This window comes from Pseudoleptotrichia goodfellowii (genome assembly GCF_007990505.1).
Classification (GTDB): Bacteria; Fusobacteriota; Fusobacteriia; order Fusobacteriales; family Leptotrichiaceae; genus Pseudoleptotrichia; species Pseudoleptotrichia goodfellowii.
In genome coordinates this window covers 1,005,790-1,022,681 of record NZ_AP019822.1, presented here as the reverse complement: position 1 = coordinate 1,022,681, position 16,892 = coordinate 1,005,790, and the positions used below count along the sequence as shown (strand labels likewise).

Sequence of the window (16,892 nt, the reverse complement as noted above, 5' to 3'; positions counted from 1 at the left end):
ACTAATATCTAAGTTACCCTTCGAGATTTGCCCTATAGGTAAATATATTATAACATTTTTTGAAAAAATGTCAATAAATTTAAACTATTTATAAAAAGAAAAACCTTGAAAATCAATATTATCAAGGCTTCTAAAATTATCAAAATTATCTTTTTGAGAATTGAGGGCTTCTTCTTGCTTTCTTTTTCCCGTATTTTTTTCTTTCAACCATTCTTGAATCTCTTGTTAAGAATCCTGCTTCTTTTAAAGCTCCTCTTAACTCTTCATCAGCTACTACCAATGCTCTTGAAACACCGTGTCTTATAGCTCCTGCCTGACCTGTATTTCCTCCGCCGTTTACATTAACTTTTACTCCGTATTTATTTAAAGTTTCAGTCAATTCTAAAGGTTGTTCTACTATTTTAGCTAATAATTCTCTTCCACCGAAATACTCTCTCATATCTTTTCCGTTGATTTCTATTCCTGAAGTTCCCGGAATTAATCTTACTCTTGCTACTGAAGTTTTTCTTCTACCTGTTCCTAAATATTGAATTTTTTCTGCCACCTAAATTACCTCCTATAACTCTATCTTCTCAGGTTTTTGAGCTTCGTGATTGTGCTCTGTTCCTGTGTAAATTTTTAATCTTCCGATCATTTGGCTACCTAATTTATTTTTAGGCAACATTCTTTCAACTGCTTTTCTTATAACTTCAGTAGGTTTTTTCTCTAACATTTCTTCCAAACTTCTTACTTTCAATCCTCCCGGATATCCACTATGTCTGTAATATTTTTTGTTCAGCATTTTTGTACCTGTTACAGCAAATTTTGTTGCATTTGTTACTATAACATAGTCTCCTCCGTCAACGTGAGGTGTATAACTCGGTTTATGTTTACCCATTAATTTTACGGCAATTTCAGTTGCCAATTTTCCTAAAATTTTTCCTTCGGCATCGATTTCATACCAGTTTCTTGTTACTTCTTCTTTTTTTTGCATTACAGTGTATTTATTCACTTTTTATCCTCCTGATTTTTATCTTTTTGGATAACGGTCCTTTGTGGGAAAGGATTAATTACATTAAAAGATTATATATTATTTATTTTTAATTGTCAAGTAAAAAATCTTTATATTTTATAAATTTTCTTTTACTAAATCGTCTATTTTATATTCTTCGATTAATTTGTTTATAACATTTTGTCTTTCTTCAACTGCTCTGTTATTTAACAATCCGTTTGCTATTTGATTATAAGCATCGTTAGGAGTTACATTTCCTAATTTTCCTTTTTCAGATTCATAAATTCCTACGATTTCTTCATGAGTTACCTGAACTTTTTTTCTTATTTCCAAATCAACATAAAAATTAGCTAAAACATTGTCTTTAATTATTTTAAGAGCATCTTTTTCTTTTTTCTCAAAGTCTGTACCTTTTGCTTTTTCTTCCACAACTTTGTTTAATACGATATTTCTTATAACATCAGGATTTCCTTGAGAGAAGATAATTTCTTTTTTAGCTATTGACACGGATTCTCCCATTTCTTCAATTATTTTATTGAACTCTTCATTTTCAAGAGTTGCAACCTGTTGGTTCAACAAATCTCTTTGTATAATATCTCTTGCCTGAGTAAAAGGAACATTTTGTGCATCAAACTGTGCTTTGTTTTCGTTGTAGATTTTTACAACTTCATCTGCATCTACAGATATTTTTTCTTCGATTTGTTTTGCTACAAAATATTTTGTTTTTTCATTATTGTAAAAGTAATCGATCTCTTCTTTTTCAGAATCCGAAAATTCATATTTTTCAGCAGTTGCAAGAGCCGCTTTATTAATAAAAGCCTGCTTTAATCCTTCTTCATTGCCTTTCAATAATTCTTTTTCTTCATCAGTTAATTTTAATTTTTTCATTTTTTCTCCTTTGAATTTATTATTTAATTTTTTACATATATTTTACATTATTTTTTCAATAATATCAATACTATTTATTTAACATTCTTGATAAAAATTCTTTTGTTCTATCATGTTTAGGATTATCAAAGATTATTTCAGGTTTATCACTTTCTACTATAACTCCCTGATCCATAAATACTACACGACTTGAAACATCATGAGCAAAATCCATTTCATGTGTTACGACAATCATAGTAAGTCCACTTTTCGCAAGGTCTTTCATTACTTTCAAAACTTCTCCGACCATTTCCGGATCAAGAGCCGATGTAGGCTCATCAAACAAAAGGACTTCAGGTTCCATTGCCAATGCTCTTGCTATAGCAACTCTCTGTTTCTGTCCTCCGGATATTTGATTGGGCTTTGCATGAATAAATCTTTCCATTCCGACTTTTGCAAGTAATTCTTTTGCAGTTTTTTCAGCTTCTTCACGGGATTTTTTAAGAACTTTCGTCTGCCCTATAACACAGTTGTCAAGCACACTCAAATTATTAAACAGATTAAACTGCTGAAAAACCATTCCAACTTTTTCTCTTAATGTTATTAGAGGAATATTGCCCGAAACAACATCTTTTCCGTGAAAGAGAATTTCTCCGCCTGTGGGTGTTTCAAGTAAATTTATACATCTTAAAAGTGTAGATTTACCGCTTCCCGAAGCTCCTATTATACTTACAACTTCTTTTTCGTAAACGTCAAAATTTATATCTTTTAAAACTGTTCTGTTTCCGAAATCTTTTCTTATATTTTTTATTTCTATTACTTTATTTCCGTTTTCCACTATTTCTCTCCTCCTGTATTCACACTTGCTTCCTCTAAAACTTCAAAATTTTGAGGTCCGTCCATTTTTTTCTCGACATATTTTAAAAGTGCCGATAAAGTAAATGTCAGGAAGAAATATATTACACATGTAATAATAAATACTTCATAATATTTCGAGTATGTTCCTGCTACTGATTTTGATACAAAGAACAGTTCAGTAACACTTATTACACTAAGTACAGACGTATCTTTTATATTTATAATAAATTCGTTCCCTATGGATGGCAATATAATTCTGAATACCTGCGGGAAAATTATATTTTTCATCATTTGAAAATGCGTCATTCCTATTGCCTGTGCAGCTTCAAACTGACCCTTATCGATGGAATCTATTCCTCCACGTATAATTTCACACATATATGCTCCCGTATTAATGGAAACTATGAATAATGCCGCTCCTAAAGGAGACAGATTCCAGTTTAAGACTTGAGACGAACCGTAGAATATTATCATTGACTGAACTATCATCGGTGTCCCTCTAAATACAGCTATATATATTGAAAAAATTGTATTTATTATCTTTAGTCCTATTTTCTTTATAGCAGATGTTCTTTCGTCAGTATTGATATTTTTTACGAGCATTACTCCCAATCCTATTATAAATCCTACAACAGTTCCTGTAAGAGAAATCCCCAACGTAGTAGCTGTACCTATTAGGAAAGCCTTTTTGTTATTTTTAAGAAAAAACAGTACCCATCCTGTAAAATCTCTCTTCTTCATCTCAGGCTGATTGCTTATAGCTTTTTCCATAAGCTGTTTTCTCTGCTCAGGTGAAATATTGTCCAAAATTTTATTTATTTCTCCGACCAGCTTTTCATCGCCTTTTTTCACTCCTACCGCTACATCGACTTCGGAATTTTCATACTTAAATCCGTTTTCTTTATCAAAACTCACAAAAACCAGCTCAGGATTTGACATTTGTGCTGCCATTGCTCCCGGCTTTTCGGAAACATATCCGTCTATTTTCCCTGAATCAAGTGCCACTATCATTGCAGGAAAATTTTCCATTGCCTGCTGCTTTTTTACACCTTTCATCTGGTCTATAACATTGTAGTGAAGTGTACTCAGCTGCCCCGTTATTCTTGCTCCGGCAAAGTCATTAATCGACTTTGCATTGGCATATTTACCGTCCTTTTTTACTACAACTACAAGATCCGATTCATAATAAGGCTTTGTAAAAGAAAGACTCTGTTTTCTTTCAGCAGTGGGCGACATTCCTGCTATAACTATGTCTACATTTCCTGATGTCAATGCAGGTCCGAGCAGTGCATCCCACTCACTTTTTACTACAACCAGCTTTTTATCCAACCCTTTTGCTATTAATTTTGCTATTTCAACATCATAACCGCCGCAATATCCGCTGTCGATTTTTACAGCCCCGTTTTTATCATTATTCTGAACCCAGTTAAAAGGAGCATATCCGCACTCCATCCCTACTCTTAGCTCACCGTTTTCAGCATATCCGAAAACAAACAAGCTCAAAAAACATAATAATAAAACTATTTTATTTTTTAACAAATTCAATTTCAATTATATAACTCCTTTTTTTATTAATGTTTCTGCTATCTGAATAGTATTCGTAGCTGCACCTTTTCTTATATTGTCGGCAACTACCCATAAATTCAATCCGTTTTCTACAGATTCATCTCTTCTTATTCTTCCCACGTATACTTCATCAGTATCTGCAGCATCTATAGGCATAGGATAAACATTTTTTGAAACGTCGTCTTTTACAATAACTCCTTCTTTTTCCTCAAAAGCCTTAAATACATCTTTCAAATCAAAAGGTTTTTCCAACTCCACGTTTACCGATACGGCATGCCCCATTCTTACAGGCACTCTTACACATGTAGCCGTTATTTTCAAATCAGGCAATCCCAATATTTTTCTTGTTTCCTCTACCATTTTCATTTCTTCTTTTGTATATCCGTTGTCTAAAAATACATCAATATGAGGCAACAAATTGAACGCTATCTGATAAGGATAATTTTTTGAAGACTCTCCTTTCAGGTTTGCTTCCAAGTCGTCTATTCCTTTCTGTCCGGAACCTGCCACTGCCTGATAAGTAGAATATACTACTCTTTTAAGTCCGTATTTATCTGCTAATACCTTTAACACAGGCATTACCTGTATCGTAGAACAGTTAGGATTGGCTATTATTCCGTTTTGCCCGTCCAATGCTTCAGGATTTGCCTCAGGTACAACAAGAGGTATATCTTTATCCATTCTCCATGCACTGCTGTTATCTACAACTATTGCACCTTTATCTCTGAATTTCGGAGCATATTCTTTGGAAATGCTTCCCCCTGCAGAAAATAAAGCTATATCAATATCATCTTTTATATTTTCGTCTTTCAACTCTATTACAGTGTACTCTTTCCCGTCAAAATCGACTTTTTTCCCTGCCGATCTTGCCGAGGCATAAAGATAAAGATTTTCTATCGGGAATTTTCTTTCTTTCAAAACCTTTAAAAATGTTTGTCCTACCAGTCCTGTCGCACCCACAACCGCTACATTGTATTTTTTCATATTTTTATTTCCTCCTCATAAATATTTTATATTTGAAATTTTATATCCATTGTTTATTAACCGAAAATTTGTATTTTTACTTAATAATTCCTCTTTCCTTGAAAAACTTCGTCAATCTGTCTTTTGTTTTATGCTCTGCCGAAACTAACGGAAGTCTTACAGAATCATTGCCGATTTGCCCCAAAATATTCATAGCGGCTTTTACCGTAACAGGATTTCCCTCTATAAACATATTTCTGCTGACTTCATAAAGTTTTGTATGCAGCTCGAATGCTTTCTCATACTCTTTATTTAAAAACGAAGCTATCAAATCACTCATTTCTTTAGGCATAATATTTGCAACTACTGAAACTACTCCTTTTGCTCCTATAGACAACATCGGAAGTATCAAATGATCTTCTCCCGAAAGAATTTCTATTCTGTTACCGCACAAATCCTGTATTTTTATCATCTGTTCCAAACTTCCTGTAGCTTCTTTAATTGCAACTATTTCAGGAATTTCAGCCAATCTTGCCACAGTTTCCGCTTCAATGTTAATTCCCGTTCTTCCCGGCACATTATAAAGCATAACAGGAAACTTTGCTTCTTCAGCAATTTTTTTATAATGTTCGTAAAGTCCTCTCTGTGTCGGTTTGTTATAATAAGGACAAGTGCTTAATGCTGCATCTGCTCCAAGTTCTTTAGCATATTTTGTAAGTTCTACCGCTCTGTCTGTATTGTTGGATCCCGCTCCCGCTATTACTTTTATTCTTCCTTTTACTTCTTCGACTACTATTTTTATTACCTTTTCATGCTCAGAAAAAGTCAGTGTAGGGGCTTCTCCAGTAGTTCCGCAAGGTACTATTCCTGCTGTACCGTTTTCAATATGATAATTTACAAGTTCCCTTATTTTTTCTTCATCAACTTCTCCGTTTTCTTTAAACGGAGTTATCAATGCCACGTAAGATCCTTCAAATTTCATAACTACCATCCTTCTCTATTTATCTTTTAAAAATATAATGACCTTCAGCTATCTTTTCACTTGTTCCCGTCATATAGGCTTCACTTCCGTAACCTGCATAATCTATAACAAGTTTTCCTCCGGGAACAGTCACGTTTATTCTGTCTTCCACATATCCGTATATTCTCGCAAGAACTGCAGAAGCTGTAGCTCCTGTTCCGCAGGCAAGAGTTCTTCCTGCTCCTCTTTCCCAAGTAATAACTTCAATATTCGATCTGTCGTGTACTTTTACAAAATTCACATTTACTTTTTTTGGAAAAATTTCAGTATAATTTTCTATTTTAGAACCTAAATCATCTATATCATAATCAGAAAAGTCATTTACAAATATTACAGAATGATCTGTTCCCATAAAAATATACGAAATTTCTATTTCTTTTTCATCTATGACTATTTTTTCCCTCATAAATCTCTCTTTTTCAATATTTATGAGTTTTTTAACGTCAAATACAGGCTCTCCCATATTTACTTTGGCAAAAAAAGTTTCATTTTCGGTTTTAGTTTCGATTTTCAAATCTCCCGAAAGAGTTTTCACTGTAAAAATGTCTTCCTGTTCCACATTATTATTTTTCAGATAAAGAGCAAAACATCTTATTCCGTTTCCACACATAGGTGCCTGACTCCCGTCGGAATTATAATAGAACATAAAAGGCATATTTGCTACATATTTCAATATTAAAAGTCCGTCGGCTCCTATTCCGAAATGTCTGCAGCACACTTCACTCGCAAACTGATTGTAATCAGGTATACCTTTTTCTATAAGATCTTTTTCATTTACAATAATAAAATCATTTCCCGCCCCTTGATACTTTTCAAATTTCAACATACTTAATTCCTCCTTCGGGTAAAATTTTAATATTTTATATTATTAATTTAAACATTAAATTCCTTCGCAAGTAATTCTGCAACTTTTTTTCCCATTACCTCGTCCACTATAAGTCCTATACTTATTTCCGAAGTTGCTACTTGGTGAAAACTTATATTGTTATCTGCAAGGACTTTAAATACCCTCGCAGCTATTCCTATATTGCTTATAAGCCCTATACCCACAATGGATACCTTTGTTACATAAGGATTTATAATAACAGAAATTCTTTCAAATTTTTCTTTTAAAATCTCACTTATTTTCTCAAGAGAAGCCTTATCGCTTTGAGGACATGTAAATGCGAAACTTCCATGTTCGCTCGACACATCATTCTGACTTATTACCCCTATATTTACTCCGAATTTTACCGCCTGTTCCAATATTGCGTACACATTTTTCGCATAAGTAGGAATTTCCTCGATATTTACCATTAATATATCTTCATTTACCGATATGCCTGTTATTACTTTCTCTTCCATTATTTTCTCCTTTGCAGTTATTACAGTACCGTTTTTTTCTCCCAAAGACTTTCCTACATATATTTCCACACCGTATTTTTTACCAAGTTCCACTGCTCTCGTCTCCATTACTCCCGCTCCGAGAAATGCGAGTTCCATCATTTCGTCATAAGAAATATACGAAATCTTTTTCGCTTCGGGATAAATTCTCGGATCTACGGAATACACACCGTCAACGTCTGTATATATTTCACATTTCCCGTTTAGAGCCGCAGCTAATGCCACTGCCGAAGTATCCGAGCCTCCCCGCCCGAGCGTAGCTACATCTCCGTTTTCATTTACTCCCTGAAATCCTGCAATAATAACAATCTTTCCTTCTTCCAGATGTTTCTTTATCTTTTTTTCGTCTATTGATTCTATTCTGTTTTTCGTGTGATGTCCTGAAGTCCTGATTCCTGCCTGCCGCCCTGTCAAAGAGATAGCATCATATCCCAACGACTGCAACGCTATACTCAAAAGAGCTATTGTCTGCTGTTCTCCCGTAGACATCAGTCTGTCCATTTCTCTTTTATCGGGATCTCCCGTTATTTCATGAGCCAGTTTTATAAGTGTGTCGGTTGTTTTTCCCATTGCAGAAACTACCACTACTACATCATTTTTCTCGTCTTTTACTTTTCCTAAATATTTTGCTATATTCATTATTTTTTCGGTCGTAGCTACCGAACTTCCGCCGTATTTATGTACAATAATCACTACAATTCCTACTTTCCGAAGTTAATCTGTTTTTTGTCTATTGTAATATTATAACATTTATTTAACAAAAATTACAGTTCAAAAATTTCATCATTTCTTATCAGATCTTCAAAAGTTTCTCTTTTTACAGCCAACTTGGCTTTTCCGTCTTTTACAAATACAACGGCAGGCTTTGTAAATCTGTTATAATTACTCGACATAGTATAACAGTAAGCTCCCGTGGTAGTCATCGCAAGTATATCGCCTACATGTGCTTCCTGAATTTTTGTTTTTTCTATAAGTATATCTCCTGACTCGCAGAATTTTCCCGCAACAGTTACTTCACTTGTCGCTTCTTTATCCAGTTTGTTTATAATTCCTGCTTCATATTCTGCCTGATAAAGTGCAGGTCTTATATTATCTGCCATTCCTCCATTTACAAAAACATAAGTCTTTCCGCCGACAGTTTTCTTTATTCCTCCCACTTCATAAAGTGTCGTCCCGGCATTTCCGACAATGCTTCTTCCCGGCTCGATACAAAGTTCTTTAAATCCTATTTTATATTTTATTTCCATTGCTTCTGTATAAGTTATTATTTCTTTCAGTACTTCTTCCACAGGCACAGGATCGTCTCCTTCTTTATAATAGACTCCGAAGCCACCTCCCATATTTACCGTATGTACTACAATCCCCAGTTCTTTTTTCAGTTTATCCAGATATTTGAATATTTCTTCCAAAGCAAATATAAAAAATATCGACTGAAATATCTGCGAACCTATATGTGTATGAAATCCTCTAAATTCAAGATATTCACTGTCATTAATTCTTTTTATTATATCAAGCAGATCTTTTTGAAAAAGAGAAATCCCGAATTTTGAAGTCAATCCCGATGTTTTTATGTAATGATGAGTATGAGCCTCTATTCCCGGGTCTATTCTTAATAATACTGCCTGTTTTTTGTTTTTTTCTTTGCATATTTTTTCGATTTTTCCGATTTCGTCTTCATTATCTATTACAATCTGTTTTATCTCTAAATCTATTGCCATTTCAAGTTCTTCGTATGATTTATTATTTCCGTGCATATGCACTTTATTCATAGGAAATCCTGCTTTATAAGCAGTATAAAGCTCTCCGCCCGACACTACATCCAGTTCCAGGTCTTTTGCTTCGATAATTTTCGCCATACCTGTTGTAAAAAACGCTTTCCCCGCATAAGCAATATGTGTATCAAATCTCGAAGAAACAAATGCTTTTTTCATTTTATCAATAGTCGTTTCTATCAGTTCCTGATCCATTACATAAAGCGGCGTTTTAAAGTCTTTTACAAGTTCTGTCGTGTCCACTCCTCCTATGGACAAATTCCCATTTTCATTGATTTTTGATGTTCCGAATAATTTCATGATATACCTCCTCAGATTTTTTGTTTTTATATAAAAAAATACTGATAGAGAAATCAGCATATAAAACATTTATTTTAATAATTAAAAAATTACGATTTATATCTGACAGCTCACCATTATCATTAAGATAATGACAGTTCTACGGATATTTTCCGTAGCCCCAGTAACAAAGTCAGTCAATCTTTGTCCTTCGGCAATTATTCCTTTCAATTTACTTCACCAAATTGACTGTTCTCCATAAATTTACTCTTAATAATTGCACCTCTATCTTTGTGTATTATACATGTTTTTTATAAATTTGTAAAGATGAAATTTTAAATTTTCAGGGAAAAATTCCCCTAAAACCCCTTTTCCAACTTCAAATTTTACATACTCAAAAATGCCCGTTCACTATGAAAATAAAAAAGATATTTTCATAACATTCACTAACACATTTTTTTCGTTGTAAAATCTGAAAGTTGGGGTTTTTATTTTTAATATTTCTAATCCCTGAATATTTTTCTGAATACTTGAAGTTCTTTCTTAACTTTTTTACTATCATATTGATTTTAATTTGTCAAATTTTATAAATAATTAAATTTTTCCCACTACTTTTTTTATTGTTAAAGTGTTATAATAAAAATAAATTATTATTTTAGCGAAGAAAAGAGGATACATATGATATTTAAAGCTCAAACCGCAGAAGAACGGCGAAAAATGATTTTGAATGGAAATATTTTAAATACACTTCTTTTTTTATCGGTCCCTACCCTTCTTGTAGGTGCGATACAGGCATTTATTCCCTTGTCGGACGGTCTGTTTCTAAATAATATTGCAGGAGTCGTTACTGCAAGTGCAGTTACTTTCAGCCAACCTGTTTTAAATATTATGATTGCATTGTCACAAGGGCTCGGTGCCGCTGCAATGGCAATGATAGGACAACTCTACGGTCGGGGAGTTATAAAAGCCGTAAAGGAAGTTACTCTTCAAGTTTTTGTTTTCGGATTTGTTATAGGACTTATCCTTATTCCGGTGTGTATAGGAGCAGGATATCTTGTTTCTGCAAATATTACTTCGGAGATAAAACACGAAGTATTTGTTTATATTTCTCTTTATTCTTTAGTTATGCCTCTCGTATTTATGACGGCAATATACAATTCCGCCAAAAATGCGGTAGGGCGACCCGAAGTAACTTTTATAAGAGTTTTTATACTGTTATTTTTAAAAATTATATTTAATACTGTATTTTTATATTTTTTTGAAATGAAAATCGTCGGTGCTGTAATGGCAAGTCTTTTCTCGTATATTATTATTTCTGTATGGATGTATCATGACCTGTTTATAAAAAATACCGATATGAAACTTGATTTGAAAAAATATCATCTAAATCTTCCCATTGTTGCCAGACTTTTTAAAATCGGATTTCCATCAATGCTCAGTTATATGCTCATTCAAACGGGATTTGTACTTATTAATAAAGAAGTTGACAAATACGATGCCATTTCTCTGAATGCACAGGGAATCGCTTCAAATATTAATTCTATCTGTTTTATTCTCCCATCGGCTATAGGAACTACAGTTACTACAATGATCAGCATGAATATGGGAATCGGAGAAATTAAAAAAGCAAAAAAAATTTTTACTTACGGCTGGATTACCAGTGTTGTGATTGCTCTTTTGACAATAGGTATGATAGTTCCTTTGGCGGGAAAAATAACCGTGCTTTTCACACGTAATAAAGAAGTTCTCGATATTGCCAATCATGCTTTAAATATTTATACATATTCAGTAATAGGATTCGGTGTATTTTCAGTCTGTCAGGGTGTTTTCATCGCTTTAGGAAGAACAAAAGTGCCGCTTTTTATGGCTATATTGAGAATATGGTTTTTCAGATATCTGTTTATACTTTTTACACAAAAATTTTTGGGCGTGTATGCCGTATTTTGGGGAAATCTTTTCTCAAATACCCTTGCAGCAATACTGTTTTTCTGCCTTGTAAAAAAACTTGACTGGAATATAAATCCTGCAAAGATCCAAAAGAAGAAACTTAAATAAGATTAGAATTGATAAATAAGGAAAAGAGGGCTTGCTGTTTTGCCCTCCTGATTTTTCAAAAATTATTTATATTCTGTTATAGTATAGTCATCTATTCTTTCAAGAACTTTTTTATTTTCTTTTTACTTTTTATGAATTAAAATTCTATCATAGAATTAAATTCTTTTATGTATTATTTTTACTGTTAATATTTTCATTAATTCCTATTTTACCTTACCTGCTACTATTTCTTTTTTATATTTAATTAAATTATCTTCTATTTTTCCCAATCTAAATCTAATTCTTTCAAATCATTTTCTTCAAAAAAACAATTTTCATTATGATTTGTCATAAAAACCTTGCTATCCCAAAAAACATAGCAAGGAAAAAATACTATTACATAGCATTATTTTGAATTAATAAAAACAATACTACAAAAAATAGTATTTTTATTATGAAACAGTACATATTTCACCTCCTAACTGACTTAGTATTGGTGAGATACTTCAGTCGGAGATAGCGAATATATATCATAAAAACAAAAAAACAACTACTATAGAGTTGTTCTTTTGTCACCTTAATATGTACCGTTTCATTTTTATAAAATTATTATAGCATTATATCTTACTTTTTGCAAACAAAAAGGCACAATCACTCTGATTATGCCTTTATAATTTTAAAAAAATTTTTTTAAAATTAACCAATGACAATTAGCTTGCCAATGAATTAACTTTTAATGCAAGTCTTGATTTTTTTCTCGATGCTGTATTTTTCTTAAGAACTCCTTTAGTTACAGCTTTATCTAATTCTTTATAAGCAACCTGTAATGCTGTTTTAGCTTCGTCGACATTTTTAGCCTCAACAGCTGAAAGAACTTTTTTTACGAATGTTTTAACTCTGCTTTTTATAGCCTGATTTCTGCTTGCATTTCTTTCACCGATGAAAATTCTTTTTTTAGATGATTTTGAATGTGCCATTCTTTCCTCCTTCCAAATATCATTCTTTCTATTATATTTATGAATATTGCTCTATAACTTAGTATATGCAAAATTACCAAAGTATATTACCATTTTTTACAATAAAAATCAAGTGATTTAATGTTATTTGCAAAAAAACTTTTCTTAAACTCCCTTTTAATACCTAATTTTTCTGATTTACAGAGTTTTTATTTTTTCACGTATAAATCGGCTGTTTCCATTATTAAAGTTTCTATACCCGATTCCATTTCTATTTTCCCGGTTTTTATATCCTTTTCAACTTCCCAGCATCTGAAAACAAGCCTTCTCAGATTTTTTGCCGTATAATTTTTTAATTTCGGAAATTTCATAAATATCACATAAGGATTGGGAAGTCTATTATTCGTTTTAAAAATCTCCTTTATTCCTTCAAATTCATTTTTAAATACCGCATAATTACTGCTGAATTTCATACCGGAACTCCTTAAACAGCTTAGTTTATACATAACTTCCAGTTCTCCATACAGCGAATAAAGTACACCCATGTACTCCTTAGTTTTTTCGAGATAATCTATTACTTCTGCTGCTTTGTTATTCAATATTTTATCGACTGTTTCGTAAATTCTGTATTCTTTCTCGACAGACACTATCTTTTTCATTTCCTGCATATTAAAAGAGTCGCCGTTTAAATATATTTTTATTTTCTCGACTTCGTTTTTCACTTTAAAAGGATCGTTTCCAATCATTTCCAAGAGCATTGCCGTATCTTTCTCGGAAATTCCCAGTTCCTTTTTAATATACTTCTTTATCTCTCCATCATCTTCTTTAGGAAATAAATAAACTTCCAATTTCCCGTTTTTCTTTAATTCTTCCAACTTTTTTGAAAGTTTTACTCCTGTTTTTCCGTCTTCTTTAAAATAATCTATTATTATTTCTTTTCCGACTATATCAAGATTTGCAATGTAGTCTAAGGTTTTTTCCAAGTCCTTCAATTTTTCTGCCCGTCTTAATACGATTAATTCTTCTGTTGAAAAAATAGAATTAAAACTGACTTTTTCCAAAAATTTCTCTTCTTCCTTAATGTCTACATCAAAAAAGCTTTCCGAAATTCCCGGATTTTCTTTCCTTATTTTTTCAAGTAAATCAAAATACCTAAATTCTCTATGTTTCGTTCCGCCTATAAAATAAATCATTGATTTCCTTCCGACTTTTTAATTTTATATCTTAGTATAACCTTTTTAGCCGCTAATTTCAATTTGATTTTTCAATTTTTTTATGTTAAAATCTTTGAGTAAATAATAAACATTGTTACAAGGAGGTATTTATGAGTTCAAATATTAAAGAACAGGCTTCAATAGGAGGGTTGAGAGCAAATGCAGCGGCAGCTCTTATAAATCTGAGTTTCTTTTTACCGGGGTTGGGATTTTTAATATCACTTCTTGCACTGATTTTAGAAACTAAAAATCAGTTTGTAAGAACTTATGCTAAACAGACACTTGCTTTAGGTATGTTGTTGTTTGTATCTGTTTTTTTAAATGTATTTATTTTTATAGGAAATGCAGCATTTGTAATTATTACATTTGTACTTTCGATTGTTCAAATTATCGCTATAATAAAATCATTTTTAGGACAGGAATTTGAAATTCCTTATATTAAAAAAGTCAGTGAATTATTATTTGTAGATTAAGACTATAAATTAAAAGAGGCAAAGAATTTTATTCCAAGCCTCTTTTTATTATCTTAATTCTTTTTATATCTAATTTTCTATTTAATAATTTCTAACATAATATTCTCCCAATCATTAGAAAAACCCATTTTATTTAATATTTTTTTATAATGATTAGGTAATAATGCAGGCAATTTACTTATTAATTCATTTATTTTATTAATCATTTCAATATAATTTTCTTTTATTAAAAATATTTTCAACGATACAATTAAAGCAAAAACATCATTATTGAATTTTATATTTTTATCTTTGAAAATAAAAGGATTTGGAGATTTACCCGATGTAAATTTATGTTTGTGCTGATATATTCTTTCATCATGAGCACATTTATTTCTGAAATTACAAATAAAAAATAAAATTTCCGATGTTTCCGCAGGATTAAGGATTGACTTTTTATTATAATTATATTCTTCTTTATAGTCTTCAAATATTTCTTTTACTATTGCATTTTGATCCTTTAAATCAAGCAATAGAAAAAATGAGATATAATACCGAAATTTAACTTTTCTACCAATACCCACAAAGGAATTTTATCATGTATTTTCTGATAATGGTATATAGAAGAATTAACTTCAGAATATATTCTTTTCACTTTAGACATATTATAAATTAATCTTAGTATTTGCAAACTTTTTCTTCTATTATTATAATCAAAGTTATTAGCATTCAAGTATTTATCATCATATTTCATTGAAAAATGATATGATATTTTTGTTTTAATTGTTCTTTCTACAATTAGAATATATTTTAATAAAATCATCCTCAATTCTCTATCAAAATTAAATAACATAAATATATTTTCGAAATACACATTCTCTTGATAAATTTCCGATTTAAAACTTTCTAAAAATATATCTTTATATCCATTTATTAAAGCATAGTAACTTTCTATTGATAAAATTTTTTTGCTTTTCTTTCATTCAATATTTTCAAATTTCTACTTTTCAAAATATTTAACTGTTCTTCGTATGTTTTTGATACTTTTTCACTCATATTTCTCCCCTTTTTTATTGCATTTTATAAAAAAATATAGTATAATAATTTTATAGTGAGCGAGGTAAGTTTCTACGGAAGTCTTACCAGGCTATTATTCTTTGGAATAATAGCTATTTTTTTATCTTTATATTTTTACCCTCCAACCTTCAAATTTTACAATGTAAAAAATGTGTTAGTGAGCGTTATGAAAACATCCTTTTTGTTTTCATAGCGAACGGGCATTTTTAAGTATGTAAAATTTGGGGTTGTCAGCAGGAGTATGAGGACAGCTAGTCCTCATAAACTTAGCGAACGAGCATTTTTGAGCATCTAAAATCTGAAATCGTTAGCAAGAATTATGAGGACAGCTAGTCCTCATGACTATTTTATATTCCGACTGTGAAATCTCAACTTTTTCACTTCATCTTTATTTTCCCAACAGGAAAGTATCATTATAAATAACAGTACCGTCTGTATCCAAAATATGGGAAAATCAGTAAGATTATGAGCTACAACGCCTAAAAGTATGGATATTTTCAAAACATTACTCTTATCGTCTTTAAAAATATCATATATATATTTTAACCATACCGTCATAAGTGCTACCGTTCCGATTAATCCGTAGCTTATAAGCAGTTCGGTTACGGCATTATGTGAATGAGGATAAAACTTCGTATATTTGAAATAATAAAAATTCCCGTGTCCGAACAGTATATTACTCTTAAAGGCCCGCAACGCCATTTTCAATATATCTTTTCTCAAACCGTAATATTTTGAAATACTGTCTTCCCTCAAAAACGGAAGAAAATCGCAATAAACTCCCGCAATATAACTGATTAAAAACAAAACACAGATAAAAAAGGCTTTTTTTTCAAGAAAATAATAAAGCAGAACAAATATTCCTATTATTGCTGCAGCAAGGGCCGACCTTGAACCTGACATTACAATAGTCATAAAATTAAGTATAAATATTAAAAAGTTAAGTTTTGTTCTCTTTTTAAGAGCCAAATAGAGATTTACAACAGCAGCCATCACCATTATATTTCCCAAATAGTTAGGATTCAAATAGGAAAAATATCCTGCTCTGTCTTTTGTAATAAGACATTCAATCAAAGAAATAAAAAATGCTGTTCCTGAAAATTTTGCCATTAATTCAAGATTATAATTTTTAAAATCATCGCTTACAATTCTTGTATAGTATCTTCCTACCATAATACACAGCAACATCGGTATGGCGATCAACCCGTAATAATTTTTATAAAATAAGGAAGTTATTATGGAAAGCCCCAAAACCGCTTCTACTATAACAAGAGATTTATCTTTTAATATTTTCTTGTATTCTCCTGTAACAAAAATATCTTTCAACAGCAGTATACAAAGTACTATTACCAGAACATAGTGAGTAAAAATGGCTCCGCCCAAAAGCATATACATTTTCTCAATATAATTCCTGTTCTTTATAATTTCCATAAACCCTCTTTTCATTTTTATAAATTTT

General features: G+C 31.4%; 17 protein-coding genes and 1 riboswitch. Of the genes, 2 read left to right on the top strand and 15 right to left on the bottom strand.

Features of this window, described 5'->3' with window-relative positions; translation table 11 throughout:
* Positions 1 to 145: 145 nt before the first annotated feature.
* The 10 genes from rpsI to lysA all read right to left on the bottom strand — a co-directional run bounded on the left by rpsI (position 146) and on the right by lysA (position 9,721).
* The gene (rpsI, locus tag FVE72_RS05140) at positions 146 to 544 is read right to left on the bottom strand and encodes a 30S ribosomal protein S9 (protein ID WP_006807350.1); all 399 of its coding nucleotides are present in this window, start codon (positions 542 to 544) and stop codon (positions 146 to 148) included.
* 12 nt (positions 545 to 556) lie between these two features.
* Positions 557 to 991, bottom strand: a complete 435-nt coding sequence (gene rplM, locus FVE72_RS05135; RefSeq protein WP_006807346.1) for a 50S ribosomal protein L13 — start codon at positions 989 to 991, stop codon at positions 557 to 559.
* A gap of 117 nt (positions 992 to 1,108) precedes the next feature.
* A complete protein-coding gene (locus FVE72_RS05130; protein ID WP_006807326.1) occupies positions 1,109 to 1,879 on the bottom strand; it encodes a hypothetical protein in 771 nt (256 codons plus the stop codon).
* Positions 1,880 to 1,949: 70 nt separating this feature from the next.
* A complete protein-coding gene (locus FVE72_RS05125) occupies positions 1,950 to 2,696 on the bottom strand; it encodes an amino acid ABC transporter ATP-binding protein (protein ID WP_026737518.1) in 747 nt (248 codons plus the stop codon).
* On the bottom strand, positions 2,696 to 4,267 hold the full coding sequence (locus FVE72_RS05120) for an ABC transporter permease subunit (RefSeq protein WP_026737517.1): 1,572 nt from the start codon (positions 4,265 to 4,267) through the stop codon (positions 2,696 to 2,698). The genes FVE72_RS05125 and FVE72_RS05120 overlap by 1 nt, the downstream gene beginning before the upstream one ends.
* On the bottom strand, positions 4,268 to 5,266 hold the full coding sequence (locus FVE72_RS05115; RefSeq protein ID WP_026737516.1) for an aspartate-semialdehyde dehydrogenase: 999 nt from the start codon (positions 5,264 to 5,266) through the stop codon (positions 4,268 to 4,270).
* Positions 5,267 to 5,342: 76 nt separating this feature from the next.
* Positions 5,343 to 6,227: a 4-hydroxy-tetrahydrodipicolinate synthase gene (gene dapA / locus FVE72_RS05110; protein WP_026737515.1), complete on the bottom strand. Its 885-nt coding sequence runs from the start codon at positions 6,225 to 6,227 to the stop codon at positions 5,343 to 5,345.
* A gap of 19 nt (positions 6,228 to 6,246) precedes the next feature.
* Entirely contained in the window at positions 6,247 to 7,092 is an 846-nt protein-coding gene (dapF, locus tag FVE72_RS05105; protein ID WP_036056092.1) for a diaminopimelate epimerase, read from the bottom strand.
* A 47-nt stretch (positions 7,093 to 7,139) separates the two neighbouring features.
* Positions 7,140 to 8,342 (bottom strand): aspartate kinase, encoded by a 1,203-nt coding sequence (locus FVE72_RS05100; RefSeq protein ID WP_026737513.1) that lies wholly within the window; start codon positions 8,340 to 8,342, stop codon positions 7,140 to 7,142.
* A 71-nt stretch (positions 8,343 to 8,413) separates the two neighbouring features.
* Positions 8,414 to 9,721 carry a diaminopimelate decarboxylase gene (gene lysA, locus FVE72_RS05095; RefSeq protein ID WP_026737512.1) on the bottom strand — a complete coding sequence of 436 codons (1,308 nt, stop codon included), beginning with the start codon at positions 9,719 to 9,721 and terminating at the stop codon, positions 8,414 to 8,416.
* A 98-nt stretch (positions 9,722 to 9,819) separates the two neighbouring features.
* Positions 9,820 to 9,996: riboswitch (Lysine riboswitch) on the bottom strand.
* Between the two features lie 382 nt (positions 9,997 to 10,378).
* Between lysA and FVE72_RS05090 the strand changes: the two genes are divergently transcribed.
* Positions 10,379 to 11,755 (top strand): MATE family efflux transporter, encoded by a 1,377-nt coding sequence (locus tag FVE72_RS05090; protein ID WP_026737511.1) that lies wholly within the window; start codon positions 10,379 to 10,381, stop codon positions 11,753 to 11,755.
* A 689-nt stretch (positions 11,756 to 12,444) separates the two neighbouring features.
* Here FVE72_RS05090 and rpsT read toward each other — a convergent pair.
* Together rpsT and holA are read right to left on the bottom strand one after the other, a co-directional pair.
* On the bottom strand, positions 12,445 to 12,711 hold the full coding sequence (gene rpsT, locus FVE72_RS05085) for a 30S ribosomal protein S20 (RefSeq protein WP_026737510.1): 267 nt from the start codon (positions 12,709 to 12,711) through the stop codon (positions 12,445 to 12,447).
* A gap of 188 nt (positions 12,712 to 12,899) precedes the next feature.
* On the bottom strand, positions 12,900 to 13,883 hold the full coding sequence (gene holA / locus FVE72_RS05080; RefSeq protein ID WP_026737509.1) for a DNA polymerase III subunit delta: 984 nt from the start codon (positions 13,881 to 13,883) through the stop codon (positions 12,900 to 12,902).
* Between the two features lie 131 nt (positions 13,884 to 14,014).
* Between holA and FVE72_RS05075 the strand changes: the two genes are divergently transcribed.
* Entirely contained in the window at positions 14,015 to 14,377 is a 363-nt protein-coding gene (locus tag FVE72_RS05075) for a DUF4870 domain-containing protein (protein WP_026737508.1), read from the top strand.
* A 77-nt stretch (positions 14,378 to 14,454) separates the two neighbouring features.
* Here FVE72_RS05075 and FVE72_RS05070 read toward each other — a convergent pair whose 3' ends face one another.
* The 3 genes from FVE72_RS05070 to FVE72_RS05060 all read right to left on the bottom strand — a co-directional run bounded on the left by FVE72_RS05070 (position 14,455) and on the right by FVE72_RS05060 (position 16,864).
* Positions 14,455 to 14,889: an Abi family protein gene (locus FVE72_RS05070; protein ID WP_026737507.1), complete on the bottom strand. Its 435-nt coding sequence runs from the start codon at positions 14,887 to 14,889 to the stop codon at positions 14,455 to 14,457.
* A complete protein-coding gene (locus FVE72_RS05065; RefSeq protein ID WP_232049503.1) occupies positions 14,877 to 15,272 on the bottom strand; it encodes an Abi family protein in 396 nt (131 codons plus the stop codon). The genes FVE72_RS05070 and FVE72_RS05065 overlap by 13 nt, the downstream gene beginning before the upstream one ends.
* Positions 15,273 to 15,775: 503 nt before the next feature.
* Positions 15,776 to 16,864, bottom strand: a complete 1,089-nt coding sequence (locus tag FVE72_RS05060) for an O-antigen ligase family protein (RefSeq protein WP_026737505.1) — start codon at positions 16,862 to 16,864, stop codon at positions 15,776 to 15,778.
* Positions 16,865 to 16,892 lie beyond the last annotated feature (28 nt).